The following is a 26,020-nucleotide window of genomic DNA, read 5'->3' on the forward strand; positions in this document are numbered from 1 at the left end:
GGGCCTGAAGATCCCCGTTCAGATTTTTTAACGGGGATCTTTCATACAGACGCGTCTCTTCGCTTCCCCTGCCCCATGTCGGCAGTGTATGAAGACCGCCCATGACGCGTTTCGTATTCATCACCGGCGGTGTGGTATCTTCTCTCGGCAAGGGCATCGCTTCAGCGGCCCTCGCTGCTCTCCTCCAGGCGCGCGGATACAAGGTCCGCATGCGCAAACTGGACCCCTATCTCAACGTGGATCCGGGCACCATGAGCCCGTATCAGCACGGCGAGGTGTTCATTACCGATGACGGGGCGGAAACCGACCTCGATCTCGGTCACTATGAGCGCTTTACGGGCGTTCACGCGTCCCGTGCTGACAATACCACAACAGGGCGGATCTATTCGGATGTCATCGCGCGTGAACGGCGTGGCGACTATCTGGGCGGGACCGTGCAGGTCATTCCGCACATCACGGATGCCATCAAGGACGTTGTGGTCACGGGCACGGATGACTACGATTTCGTGTTGGTGGAGATCGGCGGCACGGTTGGCGATATCGAGAGCCTGCCCTTCCTTGAAGCCATCCGTCAGCTTCGCAATGATCTCGGCCATGCCCAGACCATGTGCGTGCATCTGACGCTTCTGCCCTACATCCCGGCAGCCGGCGAACTCAAGACCAAGCCGACGCAGCATTCCGTCAAGGAACTCCAGAACGTCGGCATTCAGCCGCAAATGCTCCTGTGCCGCTCGGATCGTCCCATTCCGGACAACGAGCGCCGCAAGATCGCCAATTTCTGTAACGTCCGCCCGGAAGCCGTCATCGCGGCGCTTGATGTGGACACGATCTATGCCTGCCCTATTTCCTATCACAATGAGGGAATGGATCAGGAAGTCCTGCGCTATTTCGACCTGCCCTACGACAGCAAGCCGGATCTCTCGCGCTGGGAAAAGATTGTCCATGCGATTCGCGAGCCAGAAGCCGAAGTCCGCGTAGCTATTGTCGGTAAATACACAGCCCTGTTGGACAGCTATAAGTCGCTGGCCGAAGCCCTGCTGCATGGTGGTATCGCCAACCATGTGAAGGTCAATCTGGACTGGATCGAATCGGAAGAATTCGAGAAGAATGGGAATATCGCCGAGCGTCTGAAGGATGCGGATGCCATTCTCGTCCCCGGCGGATTTGGTGAACGTGGTGCCGAGGGTAAGATCCAGGCCGTCCGCTATGCCCGCGAGAACAACATTCCGTTCCTCGGCATATGCTTTGGTATGCAGATGGCTGTGGTCGAATGTGCGCGCTCGCTTGCTGGCCTCTCCAAGGCGTCCTCCACAGAGTTTGGTCCGACGGACGAGCCCGTGGTCGGTCTGATGACGGAATGGGCGCGTGGTGGCGAACTGCTCCGTCGCCGTGAAGGCGGCGATCTGGGCGGCACCATGCGTCTTGGCGCCTATCCGGCAAAGCTGGTTCCGGGTTCCCGTGTGGCCGAGATTTATGGGCGTACGGAAATCCGCGAGCGCCATCGTCATCGCTGGGAAGTCAACGCGCATTACAAGGATCGTCTGGAAAAGACAGGTCTGCGATTCTCCGGCCTCTCGCCTGACGGGGTGCTCCCCGAAGTGGTCGAATACCCGGATCACGCATGGTTCGTGGCCGTGCAGTACCATCCGGAACTGCTGTCCAAACCCTTCGATCCGCATCCGCTGTTCGCAGGCTTTATTGGTGCTGCCGTCAAGGAGGCTCACAGCAAGTGAGCTTCCGGATTGGAGACCTTACGGTCGGTCAGGATCAGCCTTTCACGCTGATCGCTGGTCCCTGCCAGATCGAATCCCGTGAGCATGCAACGGAGATGGCTGATGCCATCTCCGCCATCTGTCGCGAACTCGGAATCGGACTGATCTATAAAAGCAGCTTCGACAAGGCCAATCGGAGTTCGGTCAATGCCGCGCGTGGTGTGGGCATGGATGCCGGTCTGGAGATCCTTGCCAGCATCCGCGAACGATTCAGTGTTCCCGTCCTGACGGATGTGCATACCGCCGAGCAGTGTGCCCCTGCCGCTCAGGCAGTTGATGTCCTGCAGATCCCTGCATTCCTGTGTCGCCAGACGGACCTGCTGCTGGCTGCTGGCGAAACCGGTCGTGCCATCAACATCAAGAAGGGCCAGTTCCTCGCACCGTGGGACATGGCGAACGTTGCGGCAAAGATTGCCTCAACCGGCAATGAGCGCATCATGCTCTGCGATCGTGGAACGAGTTTCGGCTACAACACGCTTGTCAGCGATATGCGCGGTCTGCCCATCATGGCTCAGACGGGCTATCCCGTCGTGTTCGATGCGACGCATTCCGTACAGCAGCCGGGCGGCCTCGGGGCCTCAACGGGTGGGCAGCGCGAATTCGTCGAACCCCTCGCCCGTGCGGCCCTTTCGATCGGTGTGGCAGCCGTTTTCATTGAAGCGCATCAGGACCCGGACCATGCTCCAAGCGATGGTCCGACCATGGTGCCGCTTCATGAAATGCGCGCACTCCTGACGCGCCTGAAAGCCTTCGACGCTCTGGCAAAATCCTTTCCGGCCTAACTGCCGGAAGGGGCCAGAGCGGCCATGAACAGGCTCAGTACTGCAATAACCGTCAGTCCGGCTCTCAGCGGCAGATAGCCTGGGGGAAGTGCGCCTTTTCTCCAGGCTTCCCGTTCCACCAAGAACGTCCCGACAAAACCAATAATTTCCAGTCCGAACCCGGCCCGGACATGGCCCAGAACGCCGATACAGAGGGCAAGCCATGCCCAGAGCGCGGGGCAGACACCCAACACAAGGCGCTGCCGGTCCTGCTGCGACGTGCCGCCGACCGTAATGATGTCCGGCCGTTCCATGGCTAGCCCCCAGTGCACTGCACCCAGAAATGACAGGATGCAGGCACCATATGCCAGCAGAATGATCTTCAGATGGGGCAGCGGCGTGAACAGTCCAGCGAGGAAGATCCACCCCCCAAGCGTCATGAAGGGGATCAGTCCGGCAATGCCAAGCACGAAAATGGGAAAAGGAAGGCGCATGTCGTCGTTGACCTCACGGCGTGATTTTGAGACTTGAAATAGCTGTTCCATTCAGAACGGTCACGAGCCAACCCGGTTCACGCATCCCAGGAGAGCTTCCATTGAGCGCCATCGTTGATATCATCGCCCGCGAAATCCTGGACAGCCGCGGCAATCCCACTGTCGAAGTCGAAGTCGAACTGTCCTCCGGTGCCCGCGGCCGTGCAGCCGTCCCGTCCGGTGCTTCCACAGGCGCGCATGAGGCCGTGGAACTGCGTGATGGCGATAAGTCTCGCTATGGAGGCAAAGGCGTCCTGAAAGCCTGTAGTCACGTCGAGAACGACATCCTTGAAGTACTCCAGGGAGCCGAATCGGAAGATCAGATCGCTATCGACAACGCGATGATCGATCTGGACGGAACACCCAATAAGTCCCGTCTGGGCGCCAACGCCATTCTCGGCGTCTCGCTGGCCGTTGCCAAGGCGACTGCCGAGGAACTGGAGCTTCCGCTGTATCGCTATGTTGGGGGCGCCTACTCCCATCTTCTTCCTGTGCCGATGATGAACATCGTCAATGGTGGCGAGCATGCAGACAATCCGATCGACATTCAGGAATTCATGATCCAGCCGGTTGGCGCCCCGACGATTGCGGATGCTATCCGGATGGGTTCTGAAATTTTTGCGCGCCTGAAGAAAGGTCTGTCCGAAGCAGGTTATAACACCAATGTCGGCGATGAAGGCGGCTTCGCACCGAACCTGAAGTCTGCTGACGAAGCTCTTGGTTTTATTGCAAAATCTGTTGAAGCGGCTGGTTACCGACTGGGCGAAGACGTAACTTTCGCGCTCGACTGCGCCGCGACCGAGTTCTATGCGGACGGGCGTTACAATCTGAAGGGTGAAGGCAAGGAATTTGATGCTTCAGGCATGATTTCCTACCTTGAAGATCTGGCCAACCGCTATCCGATCGTATCGATCGAAGACGGTCTGGCGGAAGACGACTGGGAAGGTTGGGCTGAACTGACGACCCGTCTTGGCAAGAAGCTGCAGCTTGTCGGAGACGATCTGTTCGTCACCAATCCCGAGCGTCTGCGTCGTGGCATCAAGGCCGGAACCGGTAATGCACTGCTCGTGAAGGTCAACCAGATCGGCACGCTGACTGAGACTCTGGAAGCCGTGGAAACCGCTCACAAGGCCGGTTACGCCTGCGTCATGAGCCATCGTTCTGGTGAAACGGAAGATTCCGTTATTGCTGATCTGGCTGTTGCCACGAACTGCGGTCAGATCAAGACGGGTTCCCTCTCCCGCTCTGACCGCACGGCCAAATACAACCAGCTCATTCGTATCGAGCAGCAACTCGGCAGTGCGGCCCGTTATGCCGGCCGCAACATTCTCAGAAACTCCTGAAACTGATCAGCGGCCTCATTCCTTTCCGGGATGGGGCCACTTTTTTGTGCCTGAATGCGAGTGATATCCGTATCATTCATTGTCTGGTCACGAATGACTGATATAGACTGATACAGTCTCTCAGAACGGAGTTTTCACGACGTGACACTGATCCGACTTATCAAACGTGGTGTCCGCGCCGTAGCTCCTCCGGCTTTCTTCCTGTCCCTCACAGCTTATTTTGGATGGAATGCGCTTCATGGGGCGCATGGTATTCATGCCTATCAGGAACAGACCCAGCTTGAGAAAGACGCCGTTCAGGCTAGGCAGGATGCTGCAGACGAACAGAATGTCTGGAGACGTCGCGTGGTTGCTCTGAAGGAAAAAGCGCTGGATGCTGACATGCTGGATGAGCGTGCACGCGCCACGATGAATCTGACGCGCAGTGGCGATCTGGTTGTCCCCTACGCGCCGCATGACAAGCTATTTTGAGCCGAAGCTAAAAATATCAGCCCTAGGGCATAAAAAAAAGCGGCCCGAAGGCCGCTTTTTTTTATGAAGACTGTCGAAACCGTCTTACTTGATCTTGGCTTCGCGGAACACGACGTGCTTGCGTGCGACGGGGTCGTACTTGCGCACTTCCATCTTTCCCGTAGCAGAACGGGCATTCTTCTTCGTGACGTAGAAGTAGCCGGTTTCAGCTGACGAAACGAGCCGGATCTGAATAACGTTGCTCTTTCCCATGATACCCTCGGGCTTTCGCCATAACTTATGCCGCTCGAAGGTGTCGATGCAGCATGTTGATCTCTAGATTTGGCGCACCATGCTGATTTGTGGTCGGTAGGTCAAGGCCTTTGCGCACGATTTAGCGGTTTTCCTATGCTTTCAAGGGGATCGGGCTTTAGAAAATCTTTCGGGCACGCCTGTAAGAGACCCTCTTTCGCTTGTAGGGCAACAGGCAGGAACCTATAAGGAACAAATGCAGGATGCCCGTCATTCTGTGTCCTGTTCTGACCTGCCTCCGCCGAGGCGCATGGGAGCGCCTGTATGCTGACCCGCAAGCAGCACCAGCTTTTGCTGTATATTGACGATCATCTTCGCCGGACGGGATATTCGCCCTCTTTCGATGAAATGAAAGATGCTCTCGAACTGCGCTCCAAATCGGGCATTCATCGCCTGATCTCCGCTTTGGAAGAGCGCGGCTTTCTCCGCCGTCACCATCATCGCGCACGAGCGCTCGAAGTGCTGCGTCTGCCTCATATGGGCACGGAAGCCCCCATCGCCGCGACAACAGCTCCGGAGACATCGTTTGTCCCTGCCGTTCTGAGCCAGGGTCAGGTTGACCTTGAGGGTACATTCTCCGAAGCCAGTGTCGCCAATGATCGTCAGACCATCAGCATTCCTCTTTATGGTCGTATCGCAGCGGGTCTGCCGATTGAGGCCATGCAGGACGATAGCGACAGGATCGAAGTACCTGTATCCCTTCTCGGTACCGGGGAGCATTACGCCCTGACCGTAGCGGGTGATTCGATGATCGAGGCCGGAATTCTGGATGGAGATATCGCCATTATCCGGCGGCGTGAAACAGCCGAGAACGGGCAGATCATTGTTGCGCTGATCGACGAACAGGAAGTGACGCTCAAGAAGCTGCGTCGTCGTGGTTCGATGATTGCGCTGGAAGCCGCGAACCGCGAATATGAAACGCGTATCTTTCCGTCAGAACGGGTTCATATTCAGGGACGTCTGATTGCGCTTTTCCGTCAATATTGACGGTTCTGCTGCGTTGGAGACGCCTTATTGAGCAGGTAGCGACGTCCCGCGTATGACTTTCACGCTTCCGTCAGCGCCAATGACCGTGCTTGTGCCATCACCGTTTGGAATAATGATGGCCTTGCTCGGATTCTTGTTCAGGAAATGAGCGGCACTATCAGGGACTGACGAAGGAAGCGTCGGAAGAAGGTGGGTATGGTCCCGGCTGACACCCTGATGCGTGTCGGAGCCTTCACCAACGGTCATGCTTTGTCCTTGCATGAGCTGCTGTCCAGATGCTCCCAGAGCGCCTTTGCTTGCAATTCCACCCATGAAATTTTCGTCGAGTGTCGCGCCGCCAAAATATGTGGCTGGATCACCTAGAGCGTGACTGAAGGTACTGTTGGGGTTCTCGACGTCTTTGAGGGTGGGGAGCGGTTGTGGAGCTCCGGGCCAGATATTGCCACCTTCAGGAATAATGGGAGTTTCGGAATATTTTTCACCGCGTGCACGGTGAATATTCTCGCTGTCTCCGTGAGGGCCATTCGGATTATCGAGAGCCGTCCAGACCATCGTGTCGCGGATATACTTGCCCATGCCTGAACAGCCGCTCAGAGCGAGAGGTAGTGCCAGCAGAGCGGTCTTCCGCATTTCTTACTCCCACAAGGTCAATCCATGACCTTTAGCGGTCCTTGTAACGGAGCGCCAGATGAAGACAGTCAAAGAAGGCTACAATTCTTTCGCCTTATGACGTCAGAAACTGATTTTGGACGATTTGCGGGATTGTCCCGCCATGATGCGGGTGAGCCCTGCGGTGAGATAACCCCATCCGCTGATGACAGTCGGAATAACCGAAAACCAGAGGAAGATCCCACCAATCATCGTTGCCGGCAGAAAGGAAAGCCCCAGCATTCCTGCGGCTCCATCCCCACCGATCAGAAAACCGATCGCTACCATCTGGATGCCGGTTTTCCATTTCGCCAGTCGCGTCGAAGGAAGCGTTTCGCGCTGGGACGCCATGTATTCCCGCAGACCGCTGACCAGAATTTCGCGGATCATGATGATGATCGCTGCATAAAGCGAATAGACCGGCAATTGCGTTAGTCCGGCAAGAGCCAGCAAGAGCGATCCGACGAGCAGTTTATCAGCGATCGGATCCATCATCCGGCCCAGCTCGGAAAGCTGCTGCCAGCGGCGGGCCAGTGCGCCGTCCAGATAATCCGTGATACATGCCGCCGTATAGACCACGCAAGCGATCACATTTGCGGTCGGTGAATGCACGGAGAGCAGCGCGACCAGTACGGGAATGGACGCGATACGCAGCAGTGTCAGGATGTTTGGCAGATCTGTCAGCATCACGGTCAGTCTAGAACAGTTTCCTTCAGACCGGTATGCGCCAATGTGTCCGAGAAAGATGTATTTTTCGTGTAAATTGCGGATTGGCTCTCAAGGAGCGCCATGACCGGCTGAGGCTTTCTGGACCCATTCCGGATGAAAATGCCCGTATATGGCAGTTGCCGTGCTCGAACTGATGCCGGGTGCGCTTTCCAGTTCCTCCAAACTCGCCTGCCTGACGGATTTTGCTGAGCCAAAATGATTGAGCAGGGCTTTTTTTCGTGCGGCTCCGATTCCCGGCACGTTGTCCAGTTCGGAACTGCGGAGGCCTTTGGAACGCCCTGCCCGATGTGTCGTGATCGCGAATCTGTGAGCCTCGTCACGCAGTCTTTGCAGATAATAGAGAACCGGGTCTCGCGGGGGGAGTTGGAAAGGCGGTTTCGTCTCAGTGAAGAACCACTCCCGACCTGCATCCCGGTCTGGTCCTTTGGCGATGGCGACGATCGGAATTCCGGTGACGCCTATATCGGCCAGCACCTTCCGCACGGCATTGAACTGCCCAAGACCGCCGTCGATGAGAAGCAGATCCGGCCAGTCCTCCGGCCGCTCTCCGTTTTCTGGTCGCTTCCCGAACCGGCGTTCCATGACTTCACGCATCATGCCGAAATCATCTCCTGGCGCGACAGGCCCCTTGATCCCGTATTTGCGATAGGCGCGTTTGTTGAATCCTTCAGGGCCGCCGACGACCATCACGCCATAAGGCGCCTGCCCCATGATGTGAGAGTTGTCGTAGGTTTCGATGCGCTGTGGCGTTTCCGGAAGACCGAAGACTTCCGCCACCCCTTCAAGCAGTTTGCGCTGCCCGGTATTTTCGGCCAGCTTGCGTTCCAGTGCCTCCCGCGCGTTCAGGGCAGCGTGCTCGACGACGTCCTTTTTCTCCCCCCGTTGTGGTCTGAGAATTTCGACTTTCTGTCCACGCCGGATGCTTAGTGCTTCTTCGACCAGATTCAGTTCAGGAATCTCGCAGTTCACCAGAATTGTGGGCGGAGGCGGTTTGTTGTCGTAGAACTGGATCATGAACGCCGACAGCACATCCGCTGCGGTCTCTTCCTCTGCATGAGCCGGGTAGAATGCCCGGTTGCCGTTATTGCGGCTGCCTCTGATGAAGAATACCTGAATGCAGCTCTGACCGGCTTCCTGCCAGATCGTCATGATATCCGCGTCATTGATCGATGCCGGATTGACGGTGCTGGAGCCCTGAATGCTGGCGAAGCCTCGGATCCTGTCCCGGATCGACGCGGCCCGCTCGTAATCCATGTCCTGCGAGGCCTGCTCCATCTCGGCGGCCAGACTCTGTTGCAGGTCCGTACTGTGTCCCGAAAGAAACTGCCGGGCCTCGTTAACTAGTTTCGCATAATCAGGCTTGGAGATGCGGTCCACACAGGGTGCTGAGCAGCGCTTGATCTGGTATAGCAGGCAGGGCCGCGTCCTGCTTTTCAGCACGGCATCCGAACAGGACCGGAGCAGAAAGCTGCGCTGCACCAGATTGAGCGTCTGGTTGACGGCCCAGGCATTTGCAAACGGGCCCCAATAGGTCGCGCCTTTTACGGGTTTGCCGCGCTGTTTGGTGATCTGTGGAAATTCATGGCTTTCAGTTAGCATCAGCCACGGATAACTCTTGTCGTCGCGTAGCAGGATATTGAAGCGCGGCTTCATCCGCTTGATGTAGTTCGCCTCCAGAAGCAGGGCGTCCGCTTCTGTTTTCGTGATGACGATTTCCATTGAAATCGTCATCGACACCATACGCCGCAGCCGCTCCGGCAGCTGGTTGATGCGGGTATAGGACGAAACGCGCTTCTTCAGGCTCAGAGCCTTGCCAACATACAACACCTCCCCTTTCACACTGAGCATGCGATACACGCCAGGGCTGTAGGGAATGGTCTTCAAAGCTTCGCGGATAGCCTCCACGCCTTGCCTTTTTTCTGAAGAAACAGAAGGTTCGTCATGGTCGTCGGGCCGGTCGGAGTTCTGGGGAGGAAGGTCGGTCATTGGGCTTCTTCAGTCATCCACTGAACCTGTGGAAAAGTCTGTGGGCTGGTCTGTGACAGAATCATGAAAGCCACGGTTTGCCAGACCTGCCATCAGATTGCCTAATTTTTAATCATATTTTGTAAGCTATTGAAAATGCTAGCTTCTTGCTTTCCCTCTGCTTTCCAATAACCATTTTTGGAAGGCTGGAAAGGATCGACAGGAGACTTGCGGGTGCTTCAACAGGTCATGGTGGACGAAGCGGCTCCTGTTTTGTCCACCATGATCATGTTCTGTTCTTTTTGGGTCTGTCGAAGCGGGTTTTCAATGCTGGTTTCAGAGTGCTGTCGCGGCTTTTTCAGCCGTTTCCAGAAGGCGCAACATGTTACCACCCCAGATGGCAGAAATGTCCGCATCACTGAAACCGGCCGCCTGAAGGGCATGCGTCACATTTGCGGTTTCGGTTGCATCTTTCCAGCCCGGAATGCCGCCGCCGCCATCGAAGTCAGAGGATATGCCTACATGTTCGACACCGATCCGGTTCGCAATATACGAAACGTGGCGCACCAGATCTTCGACCGTCCCGCCGCCACCTTTCTTCAGGAATGACCCCATGGCCGTCACCTGAATCAGGCCGCCGGTTTCTTTCAGGCGATCAAGCTGTTCATCGTCCAGATTGCGCGGATGATCGCACAGGGCACGGGCACAGGAGTGGCTTGCAAAAACCGGCGTGGTAGAGATTTCACTGGCCTGCATCATGGTCGATTTTGCGGCATGGGAGACGTCCACCAGAACGCCGGAGCGATTCATGTGTGCGATTGCCTCACGTCCGAGATCTGACAGGCCGCCGTGAAGCGTTTCGCTATCCGCCAGATCCTTGCGCGGAATGGCTGCATCCGCGAGCGCATTATGCCCGTTATGGGTCAGCGTCATGTAGCGCACACCATAGCGACGGGCGAGTTCCGCGATACGCTCTGGCTGACCGCCCAGCCCATGGCCGTTTTCGATCGCTGGAATGACGGCAAGGTCGCCTGCTTCACAGGCCGCACGCACATCCGCAGTCGTCCGGCAGACGCGTGCGCTGTGATCGCCCTGACGTCCTTCGATCCCGGAAATCACGTCTAACATGCCCTGAACCCGCTCCCAGGCTTCGGCATGTCCAACCTCATCACGCGAACCCTGCGGAATATAGGCCGCAAGGCAGACGGCTTTCAGACCACCCTTGCGTGTCTTGGGAACATTCACCTGCCTTGGCGTATCTTCCGCCCAGGCATCCTGCCGGTCCGGCCAGGGAATATCGATATGGGAATCAAGCGTCAGGAGCGTGTTGTGCAGATCAGTCATGGTCCGTTCTAGATCGGACGGGAAGGCTTTGTGTGCAAGAGGGTGCTTGTCAAAACGCCTGATCCGGTCGATCCAGTCGTCATGCGTCTCATCACCTGGAACATCAATTCCCTTCGACTCAGACTGCCTTTGCTGAAGCAGATCGTCGAACAGGAAAATCCGGACATCGTCTGCCTACAGGAAACGAAAGTCCCGGATCCGCTCTTTCCCGCTCAGGCTCTGGCTGAAATGGGCCTGCCCCATCAGGTCTATAAAGGCATGAAGAGCTATAATGGTGTGGCGATCCTGTCGCGACACCCGCTGCAAAGTGTGGCGGGTACGCCCGACTGGTGTACTCGCTCTGATTGTCGGCATGTGGCAGCCAGCATTGTGACACCAGCCGGTCCGATCCTGTTACATGATTTTTATGTGCCGGCAGGTGGCGATATTCCCGACCCAGTGGAAAACGAAAAATTCGCCCACAAACTCGCTTTTGTGGATGAAGCTACAGGCTGGTTCACCAGTACGCCCCCTACCCGCAGCATTCTGGTCGGTGATCTCAATATTGCTCCGCTGGAGCATGACGTCTGGAGCCACAAACAGCTCCTGAAAATCGTTAGTCACACACCGCCTGAAATCGAACGTCTGAAGGCATGGATGGCGACAGGATTTCAGGATGCCATGCGAAAGATCACGCCGGAGCCGGAAAAGCTCTACACATGGTGGTCATACCGCAACAAGGACTGGAAAAAATCCAACCGCGGGCGGCGATTGGATCATGTCTGGATGACGCCGGATCTTATGTCGGGCCTACGGGATATCAGGGTTTTGCAGGACGTACGGGACTGGGAGAGCCCTTCCGATCACGTCCCGGTCGTGCTGGATTTCGATCCAGCCTGACCCCTCACCTGCGCCTGTCAGCCTTCAGGCTGACAGGCTATCGGAGCCAATAACGCCACGTCCTTCAGGATCAAGACGATATCCGCCGCCTTCCGTAATCAGAAGCGATGTGCGTGTGGGATCCGGCTCGATTTTCTGACGCAGACGATAGATGTGTGTCTCAAGTGTATGGGTGGTGACGGCTGCGTTATAACCCCAGACTTCGTTCAGAAGAACCTGACGCGCTACCGGACGCTGACCTGCACGGTAGAGGTATTTCAGAATCGCCGCTTCCTTCTCCGTCAGACGGATCCGGCGGTTGCGGGCAGTCTCGACCAGAAGCTTGGCAGAGGGACGGAACGCATAGGGACCGATTTCGAATACGGCGTCTTCGCTGTTCTCGAAAATCCGCAACTGGGCACGCAGACGAGCCAGAAGTTCACCAATTCTGAAGGGCTTGGCAACGTAGTCGTTGGCGCCTGCATCAAGGCCGCGCACCACGTCGTGTTCGTCGTCGGAACCGGTCAGGATGATGATCGGCATGCGAACGCCAGCGCGTCGCAGTTCCGCACAGAAATCGCGCCCGTCGCCATCGGGAAGGGTAATGTCCAGCAGCATGGCGTCATAACGGGCACCAGGTTTGGCGAGAAGTTCGCGGGCTGCGGCAACGGACGTCGCCTCAACCGCTTCCAGTTCGCCGCCGTGCTGAAGCTGCTCCGCCAGAAGACGACGGAGCGTATCATCATCGTCAACAACCAGGATGGGGCGTGGACCTGCCATAATAACCTGTCTCGTTCTCTCGCGACGGAAGAAACGTCACATCCGTAAAGATCGGTGTTCGTAACTTGCACATCCGGACTTACCATTCCCGGTAAACGGGAAGAAAGCAGCATGCTTTCGCATCAGACTATGGCAAGTGCAGCCGGAAAAGGAAACAGCATTATGGCTAAAGCTATTTTGAAAACCGCTGGAGACCGCGCTTTTCTTCACTTTCAGGGGGAAATCATTCCGGCCCTGATTGGACTGCGCGGTCTGTCTCTTGACAAAACGGAGGGAGACCTTCGTACTCCCGTCGGGGAACTGCCACTCCGGCGTGTCTTCTACCGTGCAGACCGCACATCGCGTCCGATCTGTGCAGCAGGACTCATCGTCGAACCTATCGCCCCCAATGATGGCTGGTGCGATGATCCTGCCCATTCCGACTATAATCAGGCCGTAACGCTCCCTCACCCCGCTTCATGCGAAAAGATGTGGCGTGTCGATCATGTTTACGATCTCTGTATTGTGCTGGGGTGGAATGATACGCCAGCCGAGTCGGGATGTGGGTCGGCTATTTTCCTGCATTTGCCGCCTGCCAGTGGTTACACGGAGGGCTGTATTGCCTTGGAGGAAAAAAGTCTCCGTGTGCTTCTTGAGGCCGGTTTGTCGCATATCACGGTAGAAAAACCTTCATGAAACGAAGGCTATGGACGGCCTCAGACTGGCAACTGCTCGGTTTTCCCCGCGTCGCGGCATTTAGCTTCGTAGCTAAGAATTTGGGCGTGCAATGCGCCGTGGCCCCATCTGCGCGTCTCGCAAAAGCATTTGTAATGTTGTTGCGCGAAATACCGAACTGTCCGTAGAAGCGAACCTCTTTTCCATAGTCCGGCAATTTCGGGATAAGCGGCGACAAATGCCGGGTATGGTTCATAATCGCCTGTTTTCCAGGGCCGAAAAATCCCTTCCCATGGCTTCGGCTGAGACATGTAATGGACAATTTTTGGCTGAATAGTGTTTTCCAGTCTGGCATTGAACAGAAAGACAGGAAAGTTCCACGATAACGACATAGGCAGCGCACGCTCAATGCCGACAATATTGAGAATATCCTGGTCCGGAAATCTGGACATCGTGTTCTGGGACCGGATAATTGTTCGCGCCTGCTCCGCTATAACAGCCCAGGCTGAGCGATTGAAATAAAGAACGCCTGTATTGAAATATTGTCTGGATTGCTCAGGATTCAGGCCAATACCCAGGAAATGATTCCGAACGAATTCTCCTGCTTTCGAATTGTCGTCAAGCAGAAAAACCATGGGATCTGCCGAAGCGAAAAAGCGCCCTTCAGGCGGTGGGCAGGACAGAAATTCGTTCAGTGACGATTTAACCTGTGTGTCGCCATCGACATAAAGGATATTTTTGTAATTTTCAGGCAGGATCTCATCGAGATACAGTCTTCCGAGCATTGCAGGCGCGCCGTCTATATCGGAACCGGATCTCGAGAAGAGAATGATATTATTCTTATCGCAGATCGATGTCGCAATGGAAATGGTCGCTGCATCCACATCAAAGCATACGATAATGATATCTGCGATATCTGGTGTAGCGTGAGCACGCGCCTGAAGTGCACTGACAAGAGTTGGGAAAAGATACGATCGATCAGTGCAATAACAAACGCAAGTCTGTACGCTCATGAGAATTCTCCGTTTTTTGTGAAATAGTGCTATCAGACTGGAACGGGAAGAGAAAAATAGGGAATTTCAGTAAAATAATAAAATTTATTTCTCTAAATTATACGTGCTGTATTTTTGGCCCTCTAATTCCCGGTATCGTATCTGTGCCTACGTTGCTATTGGCGCAATCATTATTCTCCCGATGGTGGTACCATCGAAACCATATAATCTCCCGGCTGGGGAATGGATTTATCGTTGTCTTCGGCTGAACGGATCAGGATACCGCCATCCCGCCGCACAACGAGAATATCGAGCCTGTTTTCATCAGTTCCAAATGTCGGAGCGCTTTCTTCTGTGGCTTCCACCGTGCTAAATCGCCAACCCTGTTCAAACAGTGTATCGAAAAGCGTGTAATTCCACGCCGGTTCTCCCAGAACCTTGCCACGGGCATCGCGTGACAGGCCATGATAGAAATCGAGCCGCGCCACGCCGGGGCTGATCTGATAGACACGCTGTCGTCCCATGGTCGGCGCAAGATGCCCACAGACCATACCGTTATAAATGCCATCAGCTGTTGTTGCGATCAGATAGTCGGCAGGCCGTTCTTCCAGGGATTCCTGTCCATGCTGCGACAGAAGCTCTGCGCGAAGTACCGGAATATCCTGTCGGGTTGCCGGCAGAAGCGCGCTGGATCGATTATCCACCAGCAACACCGGCACACCCGTTTTACGCAGGCACGACGCAAGGTTAATGGACCATCCACTGGATCCCACGATTGCGATGGCGGGATCATTGGAAAGGGTCAGTTTGAGGCGCCGCGCAATCGGTCGAAGCGAAAAACCGTGCAGGATCATCGTGACAGCAATGACCGCAAATACCGCGGGCATGATCAGATCGGCAGACTGATAACCTGCTTCCTTGAGACTGACTCCTGCCTCACCCGCAACAGCGGCTGCGACGATACCGCGAGGCGCAATCCATCCAACAAACAGCTTTTCCTTCCACGGCATGCTCGTGCCGAGAGTTGAAAGAAAAATGCCCAGAGGACGCACGACAAACAGCACCACAACCGTCAATGCGAAAATTGGAATTGAAAGTTGCGCCAGAACATCCCGGTGCAGATCGGCGGTCAGCATGATGAACAGAACCGAGACGACCAGAACGACCAGCGATTCCTTCATGCGCCGGAGTTCTGTCAAACCGGGGATATGAAGGTTCGCCAGCGCCATACCAAAGATCGTGACCGCCATCAGTCCCGCGCCGCCCATTTCAAGGTTGCACAACGAGAAAACGACCAGTGCCATTGAAATCAGCATGGGTGTCTTGAGAATTTCCGGCATCAGATCGCGCGTGAACAGGTAGCGAATCAGATAGGCTGGCAGAATTCCTGCAGAGAGCGCGACGGCAATCGCTCCCAGAAGATCGGGTAGTGTATGGGTGAAAAAGACACCTGCATGAATATCCGCGCGAAGCAGCATAAGCTGAAGCACGACCGCGGCCAGAATGGCGCCCAGCGGATCGTTGACGATGGCTTCCCATCGCAGGAACGCTGCAACGCGTGGCTGAAGCTTGGCACTCCGCAGAAGTGGCAGCACGACAGTGGGGCCCGTCACGACGATGATCGCCCCGAAGAGCATGGAGGTGCCCCATTCCAGATGCGCCACATAATGCGCTGCCAGAGAGCCCAGAACCCAGTTGATGGGCAGTGCGAGCATCGTCAGACGCGCAACGCCCTCTCCGGCCTCGCGCAACTGGCGGAAATCGAGAGCCATGCCGCCTTCGAACACTACGAGCGCCACCAGCAGCGACACCAGTGGCCGGAACATCCACCCCATCGTCTCGGAAGGATGAAGAATACCCAGACCCGGTCCGAAAATCAGACCCAGCGAGAAGAGAAGGACAATGGCCGGAAGCCGGAAGCGCCAGGCGACCCACTGGGCCAGCATTCCCGCTCCGAAGGTCGAGGCAATGCCGATAAGAATGTCATACTGCATGGATGTTCGGCGCGGGCTCCGCATGATGGATAAGAAGCAGTATTATACCTCAGATCCCCTCCCGCACCTAAAACACGGAAGAATGCCTTTTTATGCCATCCTCTCCAGCCCGAAGCGGAAGCGATCTTCTGATTCGTCCTGCCCAGTCTTTGGATCGGGAAGGAATCTGGCGCCTGCTGTCACCTGTGCTGCGCAAGGGCGATACATATGCTCTTCCCCGACATTGGGGACGGCGGCAGGTGCTCGCCTACTGGATGGATGCCGAGCACCGCGTTTATGTCGCTCAGACCCGCGACCATGAGATCGTCGGGACATTCTATCTTCAGGCCAACCAGAAAGGCGGCGGAAGTCACATCGCCAGTGCGGGATTTGTTGCGCGATCCGGCTTTGGTGCGGGACGGATGATGGCCGAGGAAGCACTTGCTGAAGCTGCAAAACTTGGATTTCGCGCCATGCAGTTCAATTTCGTCGTCAGCACCAATCTGCGCGCCATAGACCTATGGAAATCACTGGGCTTCCGGGTAATCGGAACGCTGCCAGGCGCCTTCGATCACCCTTCGGAAGGATATGTGGATGCGCTTGTTATGTGGAAGGATCTTCTGCCACCCGCACAGTAGCGTCTGCCTCTTCCTCTTGTGTCTTCGCTTCCGTTACGACGCGCTCCAGAACACAGGCAAAGAATCCGTCCGTGCCGTCCCGCAACGGTGTCAGTGAGAATTGCGCCTTGCTCCGCAACTCGGCGGGCAGAAGTTCGGACATCTGTTCTTTCGGCAGGCGTCTGAAGTCATCGCGGCGCTTGAGGAAAGCATCGATCTGTTGTCCGTTCTCACAGGCCAGAAGCGAGCAGGTCGCGTAGATCATGCGTCCGCCCGGCTTTACTAAAGATGCTGCACGATCAAGGATCTGCGCCTGTTTGATGACGAGTTCCTGAATGTCTTCGGGTGTCAGGCGCAGGCGTGCATCCGGGTTGCGCCGCCATGTCCCCGTTCCTGAGCAGGGCGCATCAACCAGCACGCGATCAAAACTGCCCGCCCGACGCTTCGCCCATTTGTCTCCGGACACCAGCAGATGCCGTTCCACGTTGTGGACACCTGCACGACGCAATCGCTTGACCGCCCCATCCAGACGCTTCTCATGCACGTCACAGGCGACGATATGCCCACGGTTTTCCATGGTCATCGCCAGTGCCAGCGTCTTGCCGCCTGCTCCTGCGCAATAATCCAGAACCCGGTGCTCACCACGCGCATCGGCGGCAGCGACCACAAGCTGGCTGCCTTCGTCCTGAATTTCTACCAGACCGTCTTTGAAGGCCTGCGTCGCGGTGACAGGCTGGCGCCCATCAAGGCGCAGTCCCCACGGAGACAGTTTCGTCATCTCTGCCGGCAGCGATTCGCGACGAAGTTCCCGTGCGGCCTGCTCCCGGCTTCCCTTGAGCAGGTTAACGCGAAGATCGAGCGTCGGCGTGCCCAGCATTGCTTCCATTTCGTCTGGAAGCCGGTTACCGAACGTTTCCCGGAGCGCGCTGTCCAGCCAGTCCGGGTATTCAAGCCGCACGGCCAGCGGCTGCTTCTGGGTGGAAAGTTCTTTTCCTTCCAAACCCTTGAGCGCCACATCCTCGCGGGACGTCAGAGGCTTCTGCGCATAGCGTTCTCCTGAAAAAAGCCGACGGACATTATCCATCGTCTCTCCGCCAAGGAGCAAAGAAGCCGCACAGATAAGCCGAGGGGAGATGTCGCCGGAAATATCCCTGAGATTCCATTGCAGGCGTCTCCAGCCACGCAGGACATCCCAGACGATCGTGGAAATGGCTCTACGGTCTCCGCCACCAATATAACGGCGTTCGCGGAAAAAAGCGTTGGCTGTGGCGTCGGCGGGACGGCGGGGCGCATTCTGGATCGCACAGAGCAGATCGATGGCGCCTGAGAGACGGGCTGCGGGGGTCATAGCGCCCCCGTAGCCCGTTTAGCCCCTCAATGCGAGAGGCTTTGATGCAGGGACGTTCAGTCCCGGCGGTAGTTCGGGGCTTCGCGAGTGATCGTCACGTCATGCACATGGCTCTCACGCAGACCTGCATTCGTGATGCGACGGAACATGGTGCGGACCTGAAGATCGGCGATGGTAGCCGATCCCGTGTAACCCATACCTGCTTTCAGACCGCCGACGAGCTGGTGAATGACAGCGGACATGCCCCCCTTGTAGGGAACCTGACCTTCAATGCCTTCCGGGACCAGCTTGAGCGTATCGCGGACTTCCGCCTGAAAATACCGGTCTGCGGAACCGCGGGCCATGGCGCCGAGCGATCCCATGCCGCGATAGGCCTTATACGAGCGGCCCTGATACAGGAACGTCTCACCCGGGCTCTCGTCGGTACCCGCCAGAAGTGAGCCAACCATGACCACGTCAGCGCCCGCGCCCAGAGCCTTCACGATATCGCCGGACGTCCGAACGCCACCGTCCGCAATGGCGGGGATGTCCAGTTCATGACAGGCTGCGGCTGTTTCCATAACAGCCGAGAACTGCGGAACGCCCACACCGGCCACGACGCGCGTTGTGCAGATGGAGCCCGGTCCGATACCGATCTTCACGCAGTCGGCACCGGAAGCGATCAGGGCGCGGGCGGCCTGTGGGGTGGCAACGTTGCCCGCAATGACCTGCAACCCGCCGTGGCGGCTCTTGAGGGTTTCGACGGCACTCAGAACGCCGTGTGAGTGGCCGTGGGCCGTATCCACGACGATGACGTCCACACCAGCTTCAGCGAGTGCGGCGGCGCGACGGAAGCCATCTTCGCCGACGCCTACGGCCGCGGCGCAGCGCAGGCGTCCCTGCGAGTCCTTGATGGCCAGCGGGTGTGCGATGGCCTTGTCCATGTCCTTGACGGTGATCAGTCCGATGCAGCGCTGTGCCTCATCAACGACCAGAAGCTTTTCGATGCGATGACGGTGCAGAAGCGTGCGTGCTTCGTCCGGTGCTGCGCCGTTGAGGACCGTCACGAGGTTTTCATGCGTCATCAGGTCACGGACGCGCGTGTTTGGATCTGTGGTGAAGCGCATGTCGCGGTTGGTCAGGATGCCGACCAGAACGCCACTACCCTCTTCAATAACCGGAAGGCCCGAAACGCCGTGACGCGCCATGATGGCCTGAACTTCCGCCAGCGTCTGGTTCGGACCGACCGTAACGGGATTGACGACCATGCCTGATTCGAAGCGCTTGACGCGACGGACCTGCTCGGCCTGCTCTTCAATCGACAGGTTTTTATGAATGACGCCCATACCGCCCTGCTGCGCCATGGCGATGGCCATGCCGTCTTCAGTCACGGTATCCATCGCAGAGGACATCAGGGGAATGTTCAGCTCGATGGAGCGCGTCAGGCGTGTGCGCGTAGAGGTCTGGGCTGGAAGGACCGACGATTCTGCCGGCTCGACGAGAACATCGTCGAAAGCCAGCGCCTCGCGGATGCGCTCATTCAGATTTGTTGCGTGGGAAGATGAAGTCATGAGCCGCTTGCCCCCGTTACGTCATGCGTCGTTTAAGACGCGATGTGTGTGAACCGGAGGCCAGAAGGCCGACCGGCCGTTGGCGGGTCCTCATAGAGCACTTTACCCCCCGAGGGGAAGTCTCTTTTTTGCGGTATTTTCTGAGGATTTCTTGGCTGGGAGACCTGGATTCGAACCAGGGCTGACCGGGTCAGAGCCGGTAGTTCTACCGCTAAACTATCTCCCAAGCGGTGAGAGGGTGTTTATCAACCGACCCCGTGGGGCGCAAGAGCGATCCGGACATTTTTTTGAAAAAACACATATTTTTCTTGCGAGCAGGGTCCCCCACGCCCCATGCTGCATTTCCAAGGTCCCAGATTACGGGCAAGCGGGAGCCGAAACACATGATGAGGTACGGAACGGATCATAACCTGTCAGGCCCAATGCCTGTTCATGCGTCTGCAAGACGTACGGGTCCGTTCTTTGGTGCCATTGATCTTGGCACCAACAACTGCCGCCTCATGATTGCTGCGGGAACGCCGACCGGTTTTCGTGTTGTGGACAGTTTCAACCGCTCTGTCCGGCTTGGTGAAGGGCTGCGTGCCAGCGGGCGGCTTGCCGAAGATTCCATGAAGCGCGCGCTCGACGCACTGCGCGTCTGTGCAGAGCGTATGAAGCAATGGCCGCTCGTGCATGTTCGTGCTGTTGCGACAGAAGCCTGTCGTCAGGCCGCAAATGGTCGCGAGTTTCTGGCGCGTGTTCAACACGAGACAGGCCTTACGATCGATATCATTACAGCCCGTGAGGAAGCGGAACTTGCTCTTGAAAGCTGTTCCCCTCTTTTCCGTCAGCCAGAGCACAAGCCTGTGCGTGCAGATCGGAGTGTTCTTTTTGATATTGGCGGCGGGTCAACCGAGGTTGCGTGGGTCCGGATTGATCCCGAGCGGCAGACCCAGACGTTGATTGGCACAACCAGTGTTCCTGTGGGCGTGATTACGCTTCAGGAAATGTTCGGTGAAGGCCATGGCCCTTCCTATGAGACGATGGTCGGCCATGTTCAGGATTACCTGCAAGGGTTTGAGAATGTGCACCGTATCCGGCGGGAGGTCACGCACGGAAAGACGCGTCTGATCGGGACGTCCGGAACTGTGACCACGCTGGCCGGAGTAGCGCTCTCCCTGCCCCGTTATAACCGTGCGGCGATTGATGGGCTGACGCTTCCGGGCTCCAGCATGGTGGATGCCATTGGAAGTCTGCGGCGCCTCAACCATGACGAACTGGCGGACCATCCCTGCGTGGGCGCTGAGCGCATGAAGTTCGTCTTGCCAGGGTGTGCCATCTTCGAAGCGATCCATCGTTTATGGCCAGTTGGGGACGTCACGATTGCAGACCGGGGGTTGCGCGATGGGATGTTGCTGCGTATGGCCCGCGATCATGGTCAACGTTCCGGCAAGGGGCGTCATACGACCAATCGCCATGCCACGCCCCGTCCAAGGGGCCCATTCGGGACATATGCCACGATATGAAGCCGCCAAGATCCCGCTCCGGTTCCAGTAAGGACACGGGACCGAAGCGTATTCCGGGTAAGGCCCTGAAAAGCGCCTCCAATCCCGGTGAAAACGACGCAACACGTGATTCCGCAACGTCAAAAACGGCCCGAAACAAGACGGTTTCGCTCAAAACTGCCCGTGGCCGGACGACGGCCCAGCAGCGCTGGCTCAACCGTCAGCTCAACGATCCCTATGTTGCGGCGGCCCGCAAGCAGGGCTGGCGGTCTCGTGCGGCTTTCAAGCTGATTGAGATCGACGACCGCTTCAAGCTCATTGAAGAAGGCACCCGCATCATTGATCTGGGCGCTGCTCCCGGCGGCTGGACACAGGTTGCGGTCAAGCGTGGTGCCAAGCATGTTGTGGGACTTGATCTGCTTCCGGTTGATCCCGTTGCCGGCGCAGAGATTATTGAGGGAGATTTTACGGATCCCGAGATGCCCGATCGTCTGAAAGAGATGCTGGGCGGTCCTGCCGATCTGGTCATGTCTGATATGGCGCCCAATACGACAGGCCACGCCGCAACCGACCATATGCGGATCATGGGTCTTGCAGAGGGTGCGCTGGACTTTGCGTTTCAGGTTCTCGCCGAAGGTGGCAGCTTCATCGCCAAGGTTTTTCAGGGCGGTTCGGAAAAGGACATGCTGGCAACGATGAAAACCGCATTTGCGAGCGTCAGGCATGTCAAGCCTCCGGCGTCGCGCAAGGAATCAAGCGAGCTGTACGTCGTGGCAACGGGTTTTCGTCCCGAACGTCTGACAGATCCTTCCTGACGCTCGAAATCATGAAGGAGAAAAAGGGAGGCAAATGCCTCCCTTTTCTTACAGGAACAATATTCCGAAAAAGCAATAATTTTCTATGACTGCAAGCCTGCTCGTTATTCTTCTGTATCTCTGCCTGCTGCCTGTCATTTCGATCATGCTGGCCCGCCAGCCGCGCAAAGATCTTCCTCCCTGGGCGATCTGTCTTTCCCTCGTCGCGACCGAAACATCCACTCTGACAATCGTGAGCGTGCCGGGAGTTGCCTATCTTAAAGGGTATGTTTTCGTTGGCTTGGCTGCCGGCTATCTCGTTGGGCGTATTGCTGTTGCACTCTGGTTCCTGCCTTTGCACGAACGAGGTGCGACGTCGATTTACCGCTATATCGGCCAGAGATTTGGCACGAAACTGCAGAAGCTTCTTTCCGGAACATTCCTTATAACCCGCCTCATTGCCGAGGGGGTTCGGCTCTATGCCGGGATGATCCCCGTATCGATGCTCTTTGCCAGTATGGGCTATGTCGTCCCTGACTTGTTGTTGCTGGTGCTGATCGTTCTGTTGACGCTGGCTTATACCGTTGCAGGTGGATTGAGGGCAGTTGTCTGGTCTGACAGCCTGCAACTGGGGCTTTATCTGGGCGGAAGTGTTGCCTGTCTGGCCGTGATCTGGTCTCGAGCAGGCGTGCCCCCCTTCCACTGGGCCCCTGTCTTCAGCCATGGGATGCCGCCTTTTACAGATCCGTTCTCAATGGCTGGCGCTGTGATCGGAGGAGCCATTCTGGCTCTGGCGTCGCATGGAACAGACCAGTTGATGCTTCAACGTTGCCTTGCCGCCAAGACACTCAACGGTGCTCGGGCTGCAATGATCGGCAGTGTCTTTATCGTGGGGCTGCTGTTCGCTCTGCTGTCATGTATTGGGGTTGCGTTGCGTGATCTCATGCCGGGTCAGGGTGCGAGGCCGGACGCTCTGTTTCCGCAGTTTATCCTGACGCTGCCTCCCGTTCTGAGCGGTTTGCTGGTTGCGGGCATTCTGGCGGCGACCATGGGATCTCTGTCGAGCACGATGAATGCCATGGCGGCGGCGACCAAGGCCGATTTCCTGTCGCGCGCGAAATTTTCCCTGCGGGGTCTGACGGTTATCTGGGCCGGCCTTCTTGTGTTGACCGCGCTGCTGTTTTCACGGCCCAATGGATCTGCTGTCGTTTTTGGCCTTTCCATCGCATCCTACAGCTATGGTGCGACGCTTGGGGTATTCCTGCTGGCGATGATCGGCCGTTCGCGGAATGAGAAGGCGGCAATTTCCGGCTTTATCTCGGCTGTTGGCGCGCTGGCTCTTATGTCCTTCGTCAGGATCGAAGGACATGCCATTGCTTTTCCCTGGCTCGTTCCTGCGGGAGTTACGGCCACGTTCGCTGGAGCGAAGGTCTTTTCAGGTTTGCGGCGGATTGGCCTGAAGAAATGATGCCATCGCACGCTGCGCGAGGGCAGCTTCTTTGCCGAGGCGGATCAAACCGCCGATCTGCAACGGGTGCCGGACAAGCGAGCCGATGAGTCCGGGAATATAAATCGCGCCGTTCTTCACGCTGGTCTTCACCGCAGGAGGAAGATCCTGTGTGGCATCGTCACAGACGACCCGGAGAACAGCAAACGGAATGCCGCTCTGCGCCACAATGCCGCTTTCCATATCTACTGCAAGACAGTGAGTTTCAGAAAAATACCGTGATTTTTCAGAGGCAAATTCAACCAGTGCATCGCTATGTAGAATGCCGCCCCGGCGCGCGAATGCAAAGCCGAACATTTGGCTCAGAGCGGGATCGCAGGGAATATTCCGGTTCTCATGATGCACGTGATCGGCCACGATGACAGTGCCGGGAGGCGCTTCCGGCGAAAGACTTCCCGCACAGCCGAAAGACAGGAGTTCCGTCGCTCCCGCGTGAAGCAGACGCTCCACGCCCTGCCGTGCACCTTCAGGTGTGGCATTGCTCAGGGCCAAAGGAGAATCCGGCAGAAAGCGCCGGATCAGACGGGCTTCCTGTTTCAGACCTGCGAGAATACCCAGCATCAGAACCCATACTCCACCTTGCCACTGTTGCTTGCGCCAAGGTTGCGATAGCGGGCCAGTGCGGTCAGCGGGAAGAACTGCTTATAGCCGTGGTAGCGCAGGTAAAAGACTTTCGGGAAACCAACGGCATTATAGGCGTCTTCCTGCCACTCCCCCTTGTCGTTCTGTTGAGTGACCAGATACGCAACGCCGCGCTTGACGGCGTCGCTCTCGCGGCGCCCGACGGCCATGAGGGCCAGAACAGCCCAGGCCGTCTGAGAGGGCAGACTCTTGTTGTATTCGCCCGCCGTGCCGCCTTCATAGGTCGCACAGTCTTCACCCCAGCCGCCGTCAGGACGCTGGACGCTTTCGAGCCAGTTTACAGCGCGCAGAACCATCGGATCGTCATGCGGCACACCAGCGATGTTCAGCGCGCACAGGACAGACCAGGTCCCATAGATGTAGTTCGTGCCCCAACGGCCGAACCAGCAGCCTTCCGGCTCCTGCTCGGAGCGCAGATAGTCCAGCGCCTTGAGAATAATCGGCCGGTCGTCCGGATCGCCGAGTTGGGCCAGAAAGGAAATGCAGCGGGCCGAGACGTCGGCCGTCGGCGGGTCCAGAAGCGCGCCGTGATCCGAGAACGGGATGTGGTTGAGCAGTTCGAGGTCGTTGTCGATATCGAAGGCACCCCAGCCGCCATTGGTACTCTGCATGCCGATGATCCATTCCCGAGCACGCGCGATCGCCTCACGGCTGCCTTCGGGATCAACACGATGCAGCAGCATGCCGACGACGGCGGTATCATCGACGTCCGGGTAGTAGTCGTTCTCGTACTGGAACGCCCAGCCACCAGGGCGCAGGTCAGGTGTGTTGATGGCCCAGTCGCCCTTGACGTTCAGGATCTGGCGCTCCCGAAGCCATTCGGCACTCTTCTTCAGGGCTGCAAGTGTTTCTTCATGCTTGGTGCCAGCGGGGCCGGAAGCAGCTTCGATCATCGCAAGGCCGGACAGGCCGGTATCCCAGACGGGCGAGACGCAGGGCTGGCAATAAATTTCATCGCCATGATCCACCAGCAGGTCCTGCACGGCTTCCCATGCGGTCTGGGCGCGTGGGTCGCTATCGGGGACGCCCTGCGCACGATACATCATCACGACATTCGCCATCGCGGGATAAATGGCACCCAGCCCTCCCCGGCTCAGACGGGGCTCGATGAAATCGCTGGCGGCTTTCAGGGCTTTTTTGTGCACGCTCCGTGGAATGAGCGGTAGGACGGGGCGAAGGGCGGAATCAAGATGCTTGAAAAAGCGCCCCCAGACCGAGCGGTACGGGCCGCGGATCCAGTCCGTGACTTCGGAGGGCGGCTTGACGAACAGTTCCTGCACGTGGATGCCATGCGGATTGATGGCTTTGGGGCGGAGTGCATTGAGGACCAGAAGCGGTGCGATCACGGCCCGGGACCAGTAGGACATGTTCCAGACCGAGAAGAACGCCTTGCGTGGCAGGAGCATCAGCTCAACGGGCATCACGGGCGTTGCATTCCAGGGGACCTCCCCGAACAGGGCAAGCTGGATCCGCGTGAACACGTTGGTGCGTGCGGCTCCGCCATGATCGAGAATGGCCTCGCGCGCAATGCGCATGTGGGGCGCATTGATGTCATCCCCGATCGCCTTGAGGGCGAAGTAAGCCTTTACGCTCGCCGACAGATCAAAGCCGCCATCATGATAAAGCGGCCACCCCCCATGATCGCCCTGAATCCGACGCAGATAGACGCCGATCTTGGCCTGTTTTTCCGGATCGATCCGGTCGAGATAGTGTTCGAGCAGGACATATTCTGCTGGGATGGTCGCGTCGGCTTCGAGTTCGTAAACCCAGTGACCGTCTGATTTCTGTTTCCCGCCCAGCGCGTCCTGTGCGCCTTCGATGGCATGGTTGATCTCATCGGGTTCGACCGATTGACGGGACAAGGTTTCGCTCACGCGACCCTCCTTTTCCAGAATATCAGAATAGATCAGCATTGTTCGGCTCTTCCGACGCAGGCAGTCCTCAAAGGCGGGAGCTGTGTTACAATCATGACAGAAT

The 26,020-nt window shown here is 57.1% G+C and carries 24 protein-coding genes and 1 tRNA gene; 11 read left to right on the forward strand and 14 right to left on the reverse strand.

From position 1 onward, the window contains the following. Positions 1-101: 101 nt before the first annotated feature. The gene (locus tag HKD21_RS12005) at positions 102-1,733 is read left to right on the forward strand and encodes a CTP synthase (protein WP_194255892.1); all 1,632 of its coding nucleotides are present in this window, start codon (positions 102-104) and stop codon (positions 1,731-1,733) included. Further along, positions 1,730-2,554, forward strand: a complete 825-nt coding sequence (kdsA, locus tag HKD21_RS12010) for a 3-deoxy-8-phosphooctulonate synthase (RefSeq protein ID WP_194255893.1) — start codon at positions 1,730-1,732, stop codon at positions 2,552-2,554. The genes HKD21_RS12005 and kdsA overlap by 4 nt, the downstream gene beginning before the upstream one ends. Here kdsA and HKD21_RS12015 read toward each other — a convergent pair. Then, complete coding sequence (locus HKD21_RS12015; RefSeq protein WP_228121423.1) at positions 2,551-3,027, reverse strand: DUF3429 domain-containing protein; 477 nt, start codon at positions 3,025-3,027, stop codon at positions 2,551-2,553. The genes kdsA and HKD21_RS12015 overlap by 4 nt on opposite strands. Before the next feature lie 101 nt (positions 3,028-3,128). Here HKD21_RS12015 and eno point away from each other — a divergent pair, with 101 nt between their 5' ends. Then, on the forward strand, positions 3,129-4,409 hold the full coding sequence (gene eno, locus HKD21_RS12020; protein WP_194255895.1) for a phosphopyruvate hydratase: 1,281 nt from the start codon (positions 3,129-3,131) through the stop codon (positions 4,407-4,409). A gap of 141 nt (positions 4,410-4,550) precedes the next feature. Next, on the forward strand, positions 4,551-4,880 hold the full coding sequence (locus HKD21_RS12025) for a septum formation initiator family protein (protein WP_194255896.1): 330 nt from the start codon (positions 4,551-4,553) through the stop codon (positions 4,878-4,880). Between the two features lie 84 nt (positions 4,881-4,964). On the opposite strand, the gene rpmG is transcribed toward HKD21_RS12025, so the two are convergent. Beyond that, positions 4,965-5,132 (reverse strand): 50S ribosomal protein L33, encoded by a 168-nt coding sequence (gene rpmG / locus HKD21_RS12030; RefSeq protein ID WP_011253780.1) that lies wholly within the window; start codon positions 5,130-5,132, stop codon positions 4,965-4,967. A gap of 303 nt (positions 5,133-5,435) precedes the next feature. Between rpmG and lexA the strand changes: the two genes are divergently transcribed. Further along, complete coding sequence (lexA, locus tag HKD21_RS12035; RefSeq protein WP_194255897.1) at positions 5,436-6,158, forward strand: transcriptional repressor LexA; 723 nt, start codon at positions 5,436-5,438, stop codon at positions 6,156-6,158. Between the two features lie 24 nt (positions 6,159-6,182). On the opposite strand, the gene HKD21_RS12040 is transcribed toward lexA, so the two are convergent. From HKD21_RS12040 to HKD21_RS12055, 4 genes are all read right to left on the reverse strand, one after another. Continuing rightward, positions 6,183-6,788: a hypothetical protein gene (locus HKD21_RS12040; RefSeq protein ID WP_194255898.1), complete on the reverse strand. Its 606-nt coding sequence runs from the start codon at positions 6,786-6,788 to the stop codon at positions 6,183-6,185. Between the two features lie 102 nt (positions 6,789-6,890). After that, positions 6,891-7,493 carry a CDP-diacylglycerol--glycerol-3-phosphate 3-phosphatidyltransferase gene (gene pgsA, locus HKD21_RS12045; protein ID WP_194255943.1) on the reverse strand — a complete coding sequence of 201 codons (603 nt, stop codon included), beginning with the start codon at positions 7,491-7,493 and terminating at the stop codon, positions 6,891-6,893. Between the two features lie 90 nt (positions 7,494-7,583). Then, the gene (uvrC, locus tag HKD21_RS12050; RefSeq protein WP_194255899.1) at positions 7,584-9,521 is read right to left on the reverse strand and encodes an excinuclease ABC subunit UvrC; all 1,938 of its coding nucleotides are present in this window, start codon (positions 9,519-9,521) and stop codon (positions 7,584-7,586) included. 315 nt (positions 9,522-9,836) lie between these two features. Then, on the reverse strand, positions 9,837-10,844 hold the full coding sequence (locus HKD21_RS12055) for a dipeptidase (protein WP_194255900.1): 1,008 nt from the start codon (positions 10,842-10,844) through the stop codon (positions 9,837-9,839). Positions 10,845-10,925: 81 nt separating this feature from the next. Between HKD21_RS12055 and xth the strand changes: the two genes are divergently transcribed. Then, positions 10,926-11,723, forward strand: coding sequence for an exodeoxyribonuclease III (xth, locus tag HKD21_RS12060; protein ID WP_194255944.1), 798 nt, complete (start codon positions 10,926-10,928; stop codon positions 11,721-11,723). A 24-nt stretch (positions 11,724-11,747) separates the two neighbouring features. Here xth and HKD21_RS12065 read toward each other — a convergent pair whose 3' ends face one another. Beyond that, positions 11,748-12,482 (reverse strand): response regulator transcription factor, encoded by a 735-nt coding sequence (locus HKD21_RS12065; RefSeq protein ID WP_194255901.1) that lies wholly within the window; start codon positions 12,480-12,482, stop codon positions 11,748-11,750. 162 nt (positions 12,483-12,644) lie between these two features. Here HKD21_RS12065 and HKD21_RS12070 point away from each other — a divergent pair, with 162 nt between their 5' ends. Further along, positions 12,645-13,157: a L,D-transpeptidase family protein gene (locus HKD21_RS12070; RefSeq protein WP_194255902.1), complete on the forward strand. Its 513-nt coding sequence runs from the start codon at positions 12,645-12,647 to the stop codon at positions 13,155-13,157. Between the two features lie 20 nt (positions 13,158-13,177). Here HKD21_RS12070 and HKD21_RS12075 read toward each other — a convergent pair whose 3' ends face one another. Together HKD21_RS12075 and HKD21_RS12080 are read right to left on the reverse strand one after the other, a co-directional pair. After that, on the reverse strand, positions 13,178-14,149 hold the full coding sequence (locus HKD21_RS12075; RefSeq protein WP_194255903.1) for a glycosyltransferase family 8 protein: 972 nt from the start codon (positions 14,147-14,149) through the stop codon (positions 13,178-13,180). A gap of 170 nt (positions 14,150-14,319) precedes the next feature. Further along, positions 14,320-16,122 (reverse strand): cation:proton antiporter, encoded by a 1,803-nt coding sequence (locus HKD21_RS12080; RefSeq protein WP_194255904.1) that lies wholly within the window; start codon positions 16,120-16,122, stop codon positions 14,320-14,322. A 92-nt stretch (positions 16,123-16,214) separates the two neighbouring features. On the opposite strand from HKD21_RS12080, the gene HKD21_RS12085 reads away from it, so the two are divergent. Further along, the gene (locus HKD21_RS12085) at positions 16,215-16,739 is read left to right on the forward strand and encodes a GNAT family N-acetyltransferase (RefSeq protein ID WP_194255905.1); all 525 of its coding nucleotides are present in this window, start codon (positions 16,215-16,217) and stop codon (positions 16,737-16,739) included. Here HKD21_RS12085 and HKD21_RS12090 read toward each other — a convergent pair. From HKD21_RS12090 to HKD21_RS12100, 3 genes are all read right to left on the reverse strand, one after another. Next, positions 16,705-18,066 carry an RsmB/NOP family class I SAM-dependent RNA methyltransferase gene (locus tag HKD21_RS12090; protein WP_194255906.1) on the reverse strand — a complete coding sequence of 454 codons (1,362 nt, stop codon included), beginning with the start codon at positions 18,064-18,066 and terminating at the stop codon, positions 16,705-16,707. The genes HKD21_RS12085 and HKD21_RS12090 overlap by 35 nt on opposite strands. 56 nt (positions 18,067-18,122) lie before the next feature. After that, a complete protein-coding gene (guaB, locus tag HKD21_RS12095) occupies positions 18,123-19,616 on the reverse strand; it encodes an IMP dehydrogenase (RefSeq protein WP_194255907.1) in 1,494 nt (497 codons plus the stop codon). A 152-nt stretch (positions 19,617-19,768) separates the two neighbouring features. Continuing rightward, positions 19,769-19,842, reverse strand: a tRNA-Gln gene (locus HKD21_RS12100). Between the two features lie 157 nt (positions 19,843-19,999). On the opposite strand from HKD21_RS12100, the gene HKD21_RS12105 reads away from it, so the two are divergent. The 3 genes from HKD21_RS12105 to HKD21_RS12115 all read left to right on the forward strand — a co-directional run bounded on the left by HKD21_RS12105 (position 20,000) and on the right by HKD21_RS12115 (position 23,362). Continuing rightward, positions 20,000-21,121 (forward strand): Ppx/GppA phosphatase family protein, encoded by a 1,122-nt coding sequence (locus HKD21_RS12105; RefSeq protein ID WP_194255908.1) that lies wholly within the window; start codon positions 20,000-20,002, stop codon positions 21,119-21,121. Continuing rightward, positions 21,118-21,915 carry an RlmE family RNA methyltransferase gene (locus tag HKD21_RS12110; RefSeq protein WP_194255909.1) on the forward strand — a complete coding sequence of 266 codons (798 nt, stop codon included), beginning with the start codon at positions 21,118-21,120 and terminating at the stop codon, positions 21,913-21,915. The genes HKD21_RS12105 and HKD21_RS12110 overlap by 4 nt, the downstream gene beginning before the upstream one ends. 85 nt (positions 21,916-22,000) lie before the next feature. After that, a complete protein-coding gene (locus HKD21_RS12115; RefSeq protein ID WP_194255910.1) occupies positions 22,001-23,362 on the forward strand; it encodes a sodium:solute symporter family transporter in 1,362 nt (453 codons plus the stop codon). Here HKD21_RS12115 and HKD21_RS12120 read toward each other — a convergent pair. Both HKD21_RS12120 and shc read right to left on the reverse strand, forming a co-directional pair. Further along, positions 23,330-23,962, reverse strand: a complete 633-nt coding sequence (locus HKD21_RS12120; RefSeq protein WP_194255911.1) for a phosphorylase family protein — start codon at positions 23,960-23,962, stop codon at positions 23,330-23,332. The two genes, HKD21_RS12115 and HKD21_RS12120, sit on opposite strands and share 33 nt — an antisense overlap. After that, on the reverse strand, positions 23,962-25,956 hold the full coding sequence (shc, locus tag HKD21_RS12125) for a squalene--hopene cyclase (protein ID WP_194255912.1): 1,995 nt from the start codon (positions 25,954-25,956) through the stop codon (positions 23,962-23,964). The genes HKD21_RS12120 and shc overlap by 1 nt, the downstream gene beginning before the upstream one ends. Positions 25,957-26,020: the final 64 nt, after the last annotated feature.

The sequence above is a fragment of the Gluconobacter cerevisiae genome (genome assembly GCF_015244675.1).
GTDB classification, from domain to species: domain Bacteria; phylum Pseudomonadota; class Alphaproteobacteria; order Acetobacterales; family Acetobacteraceae; genus Gluconobacter; species Gluconobacter cerevisiae.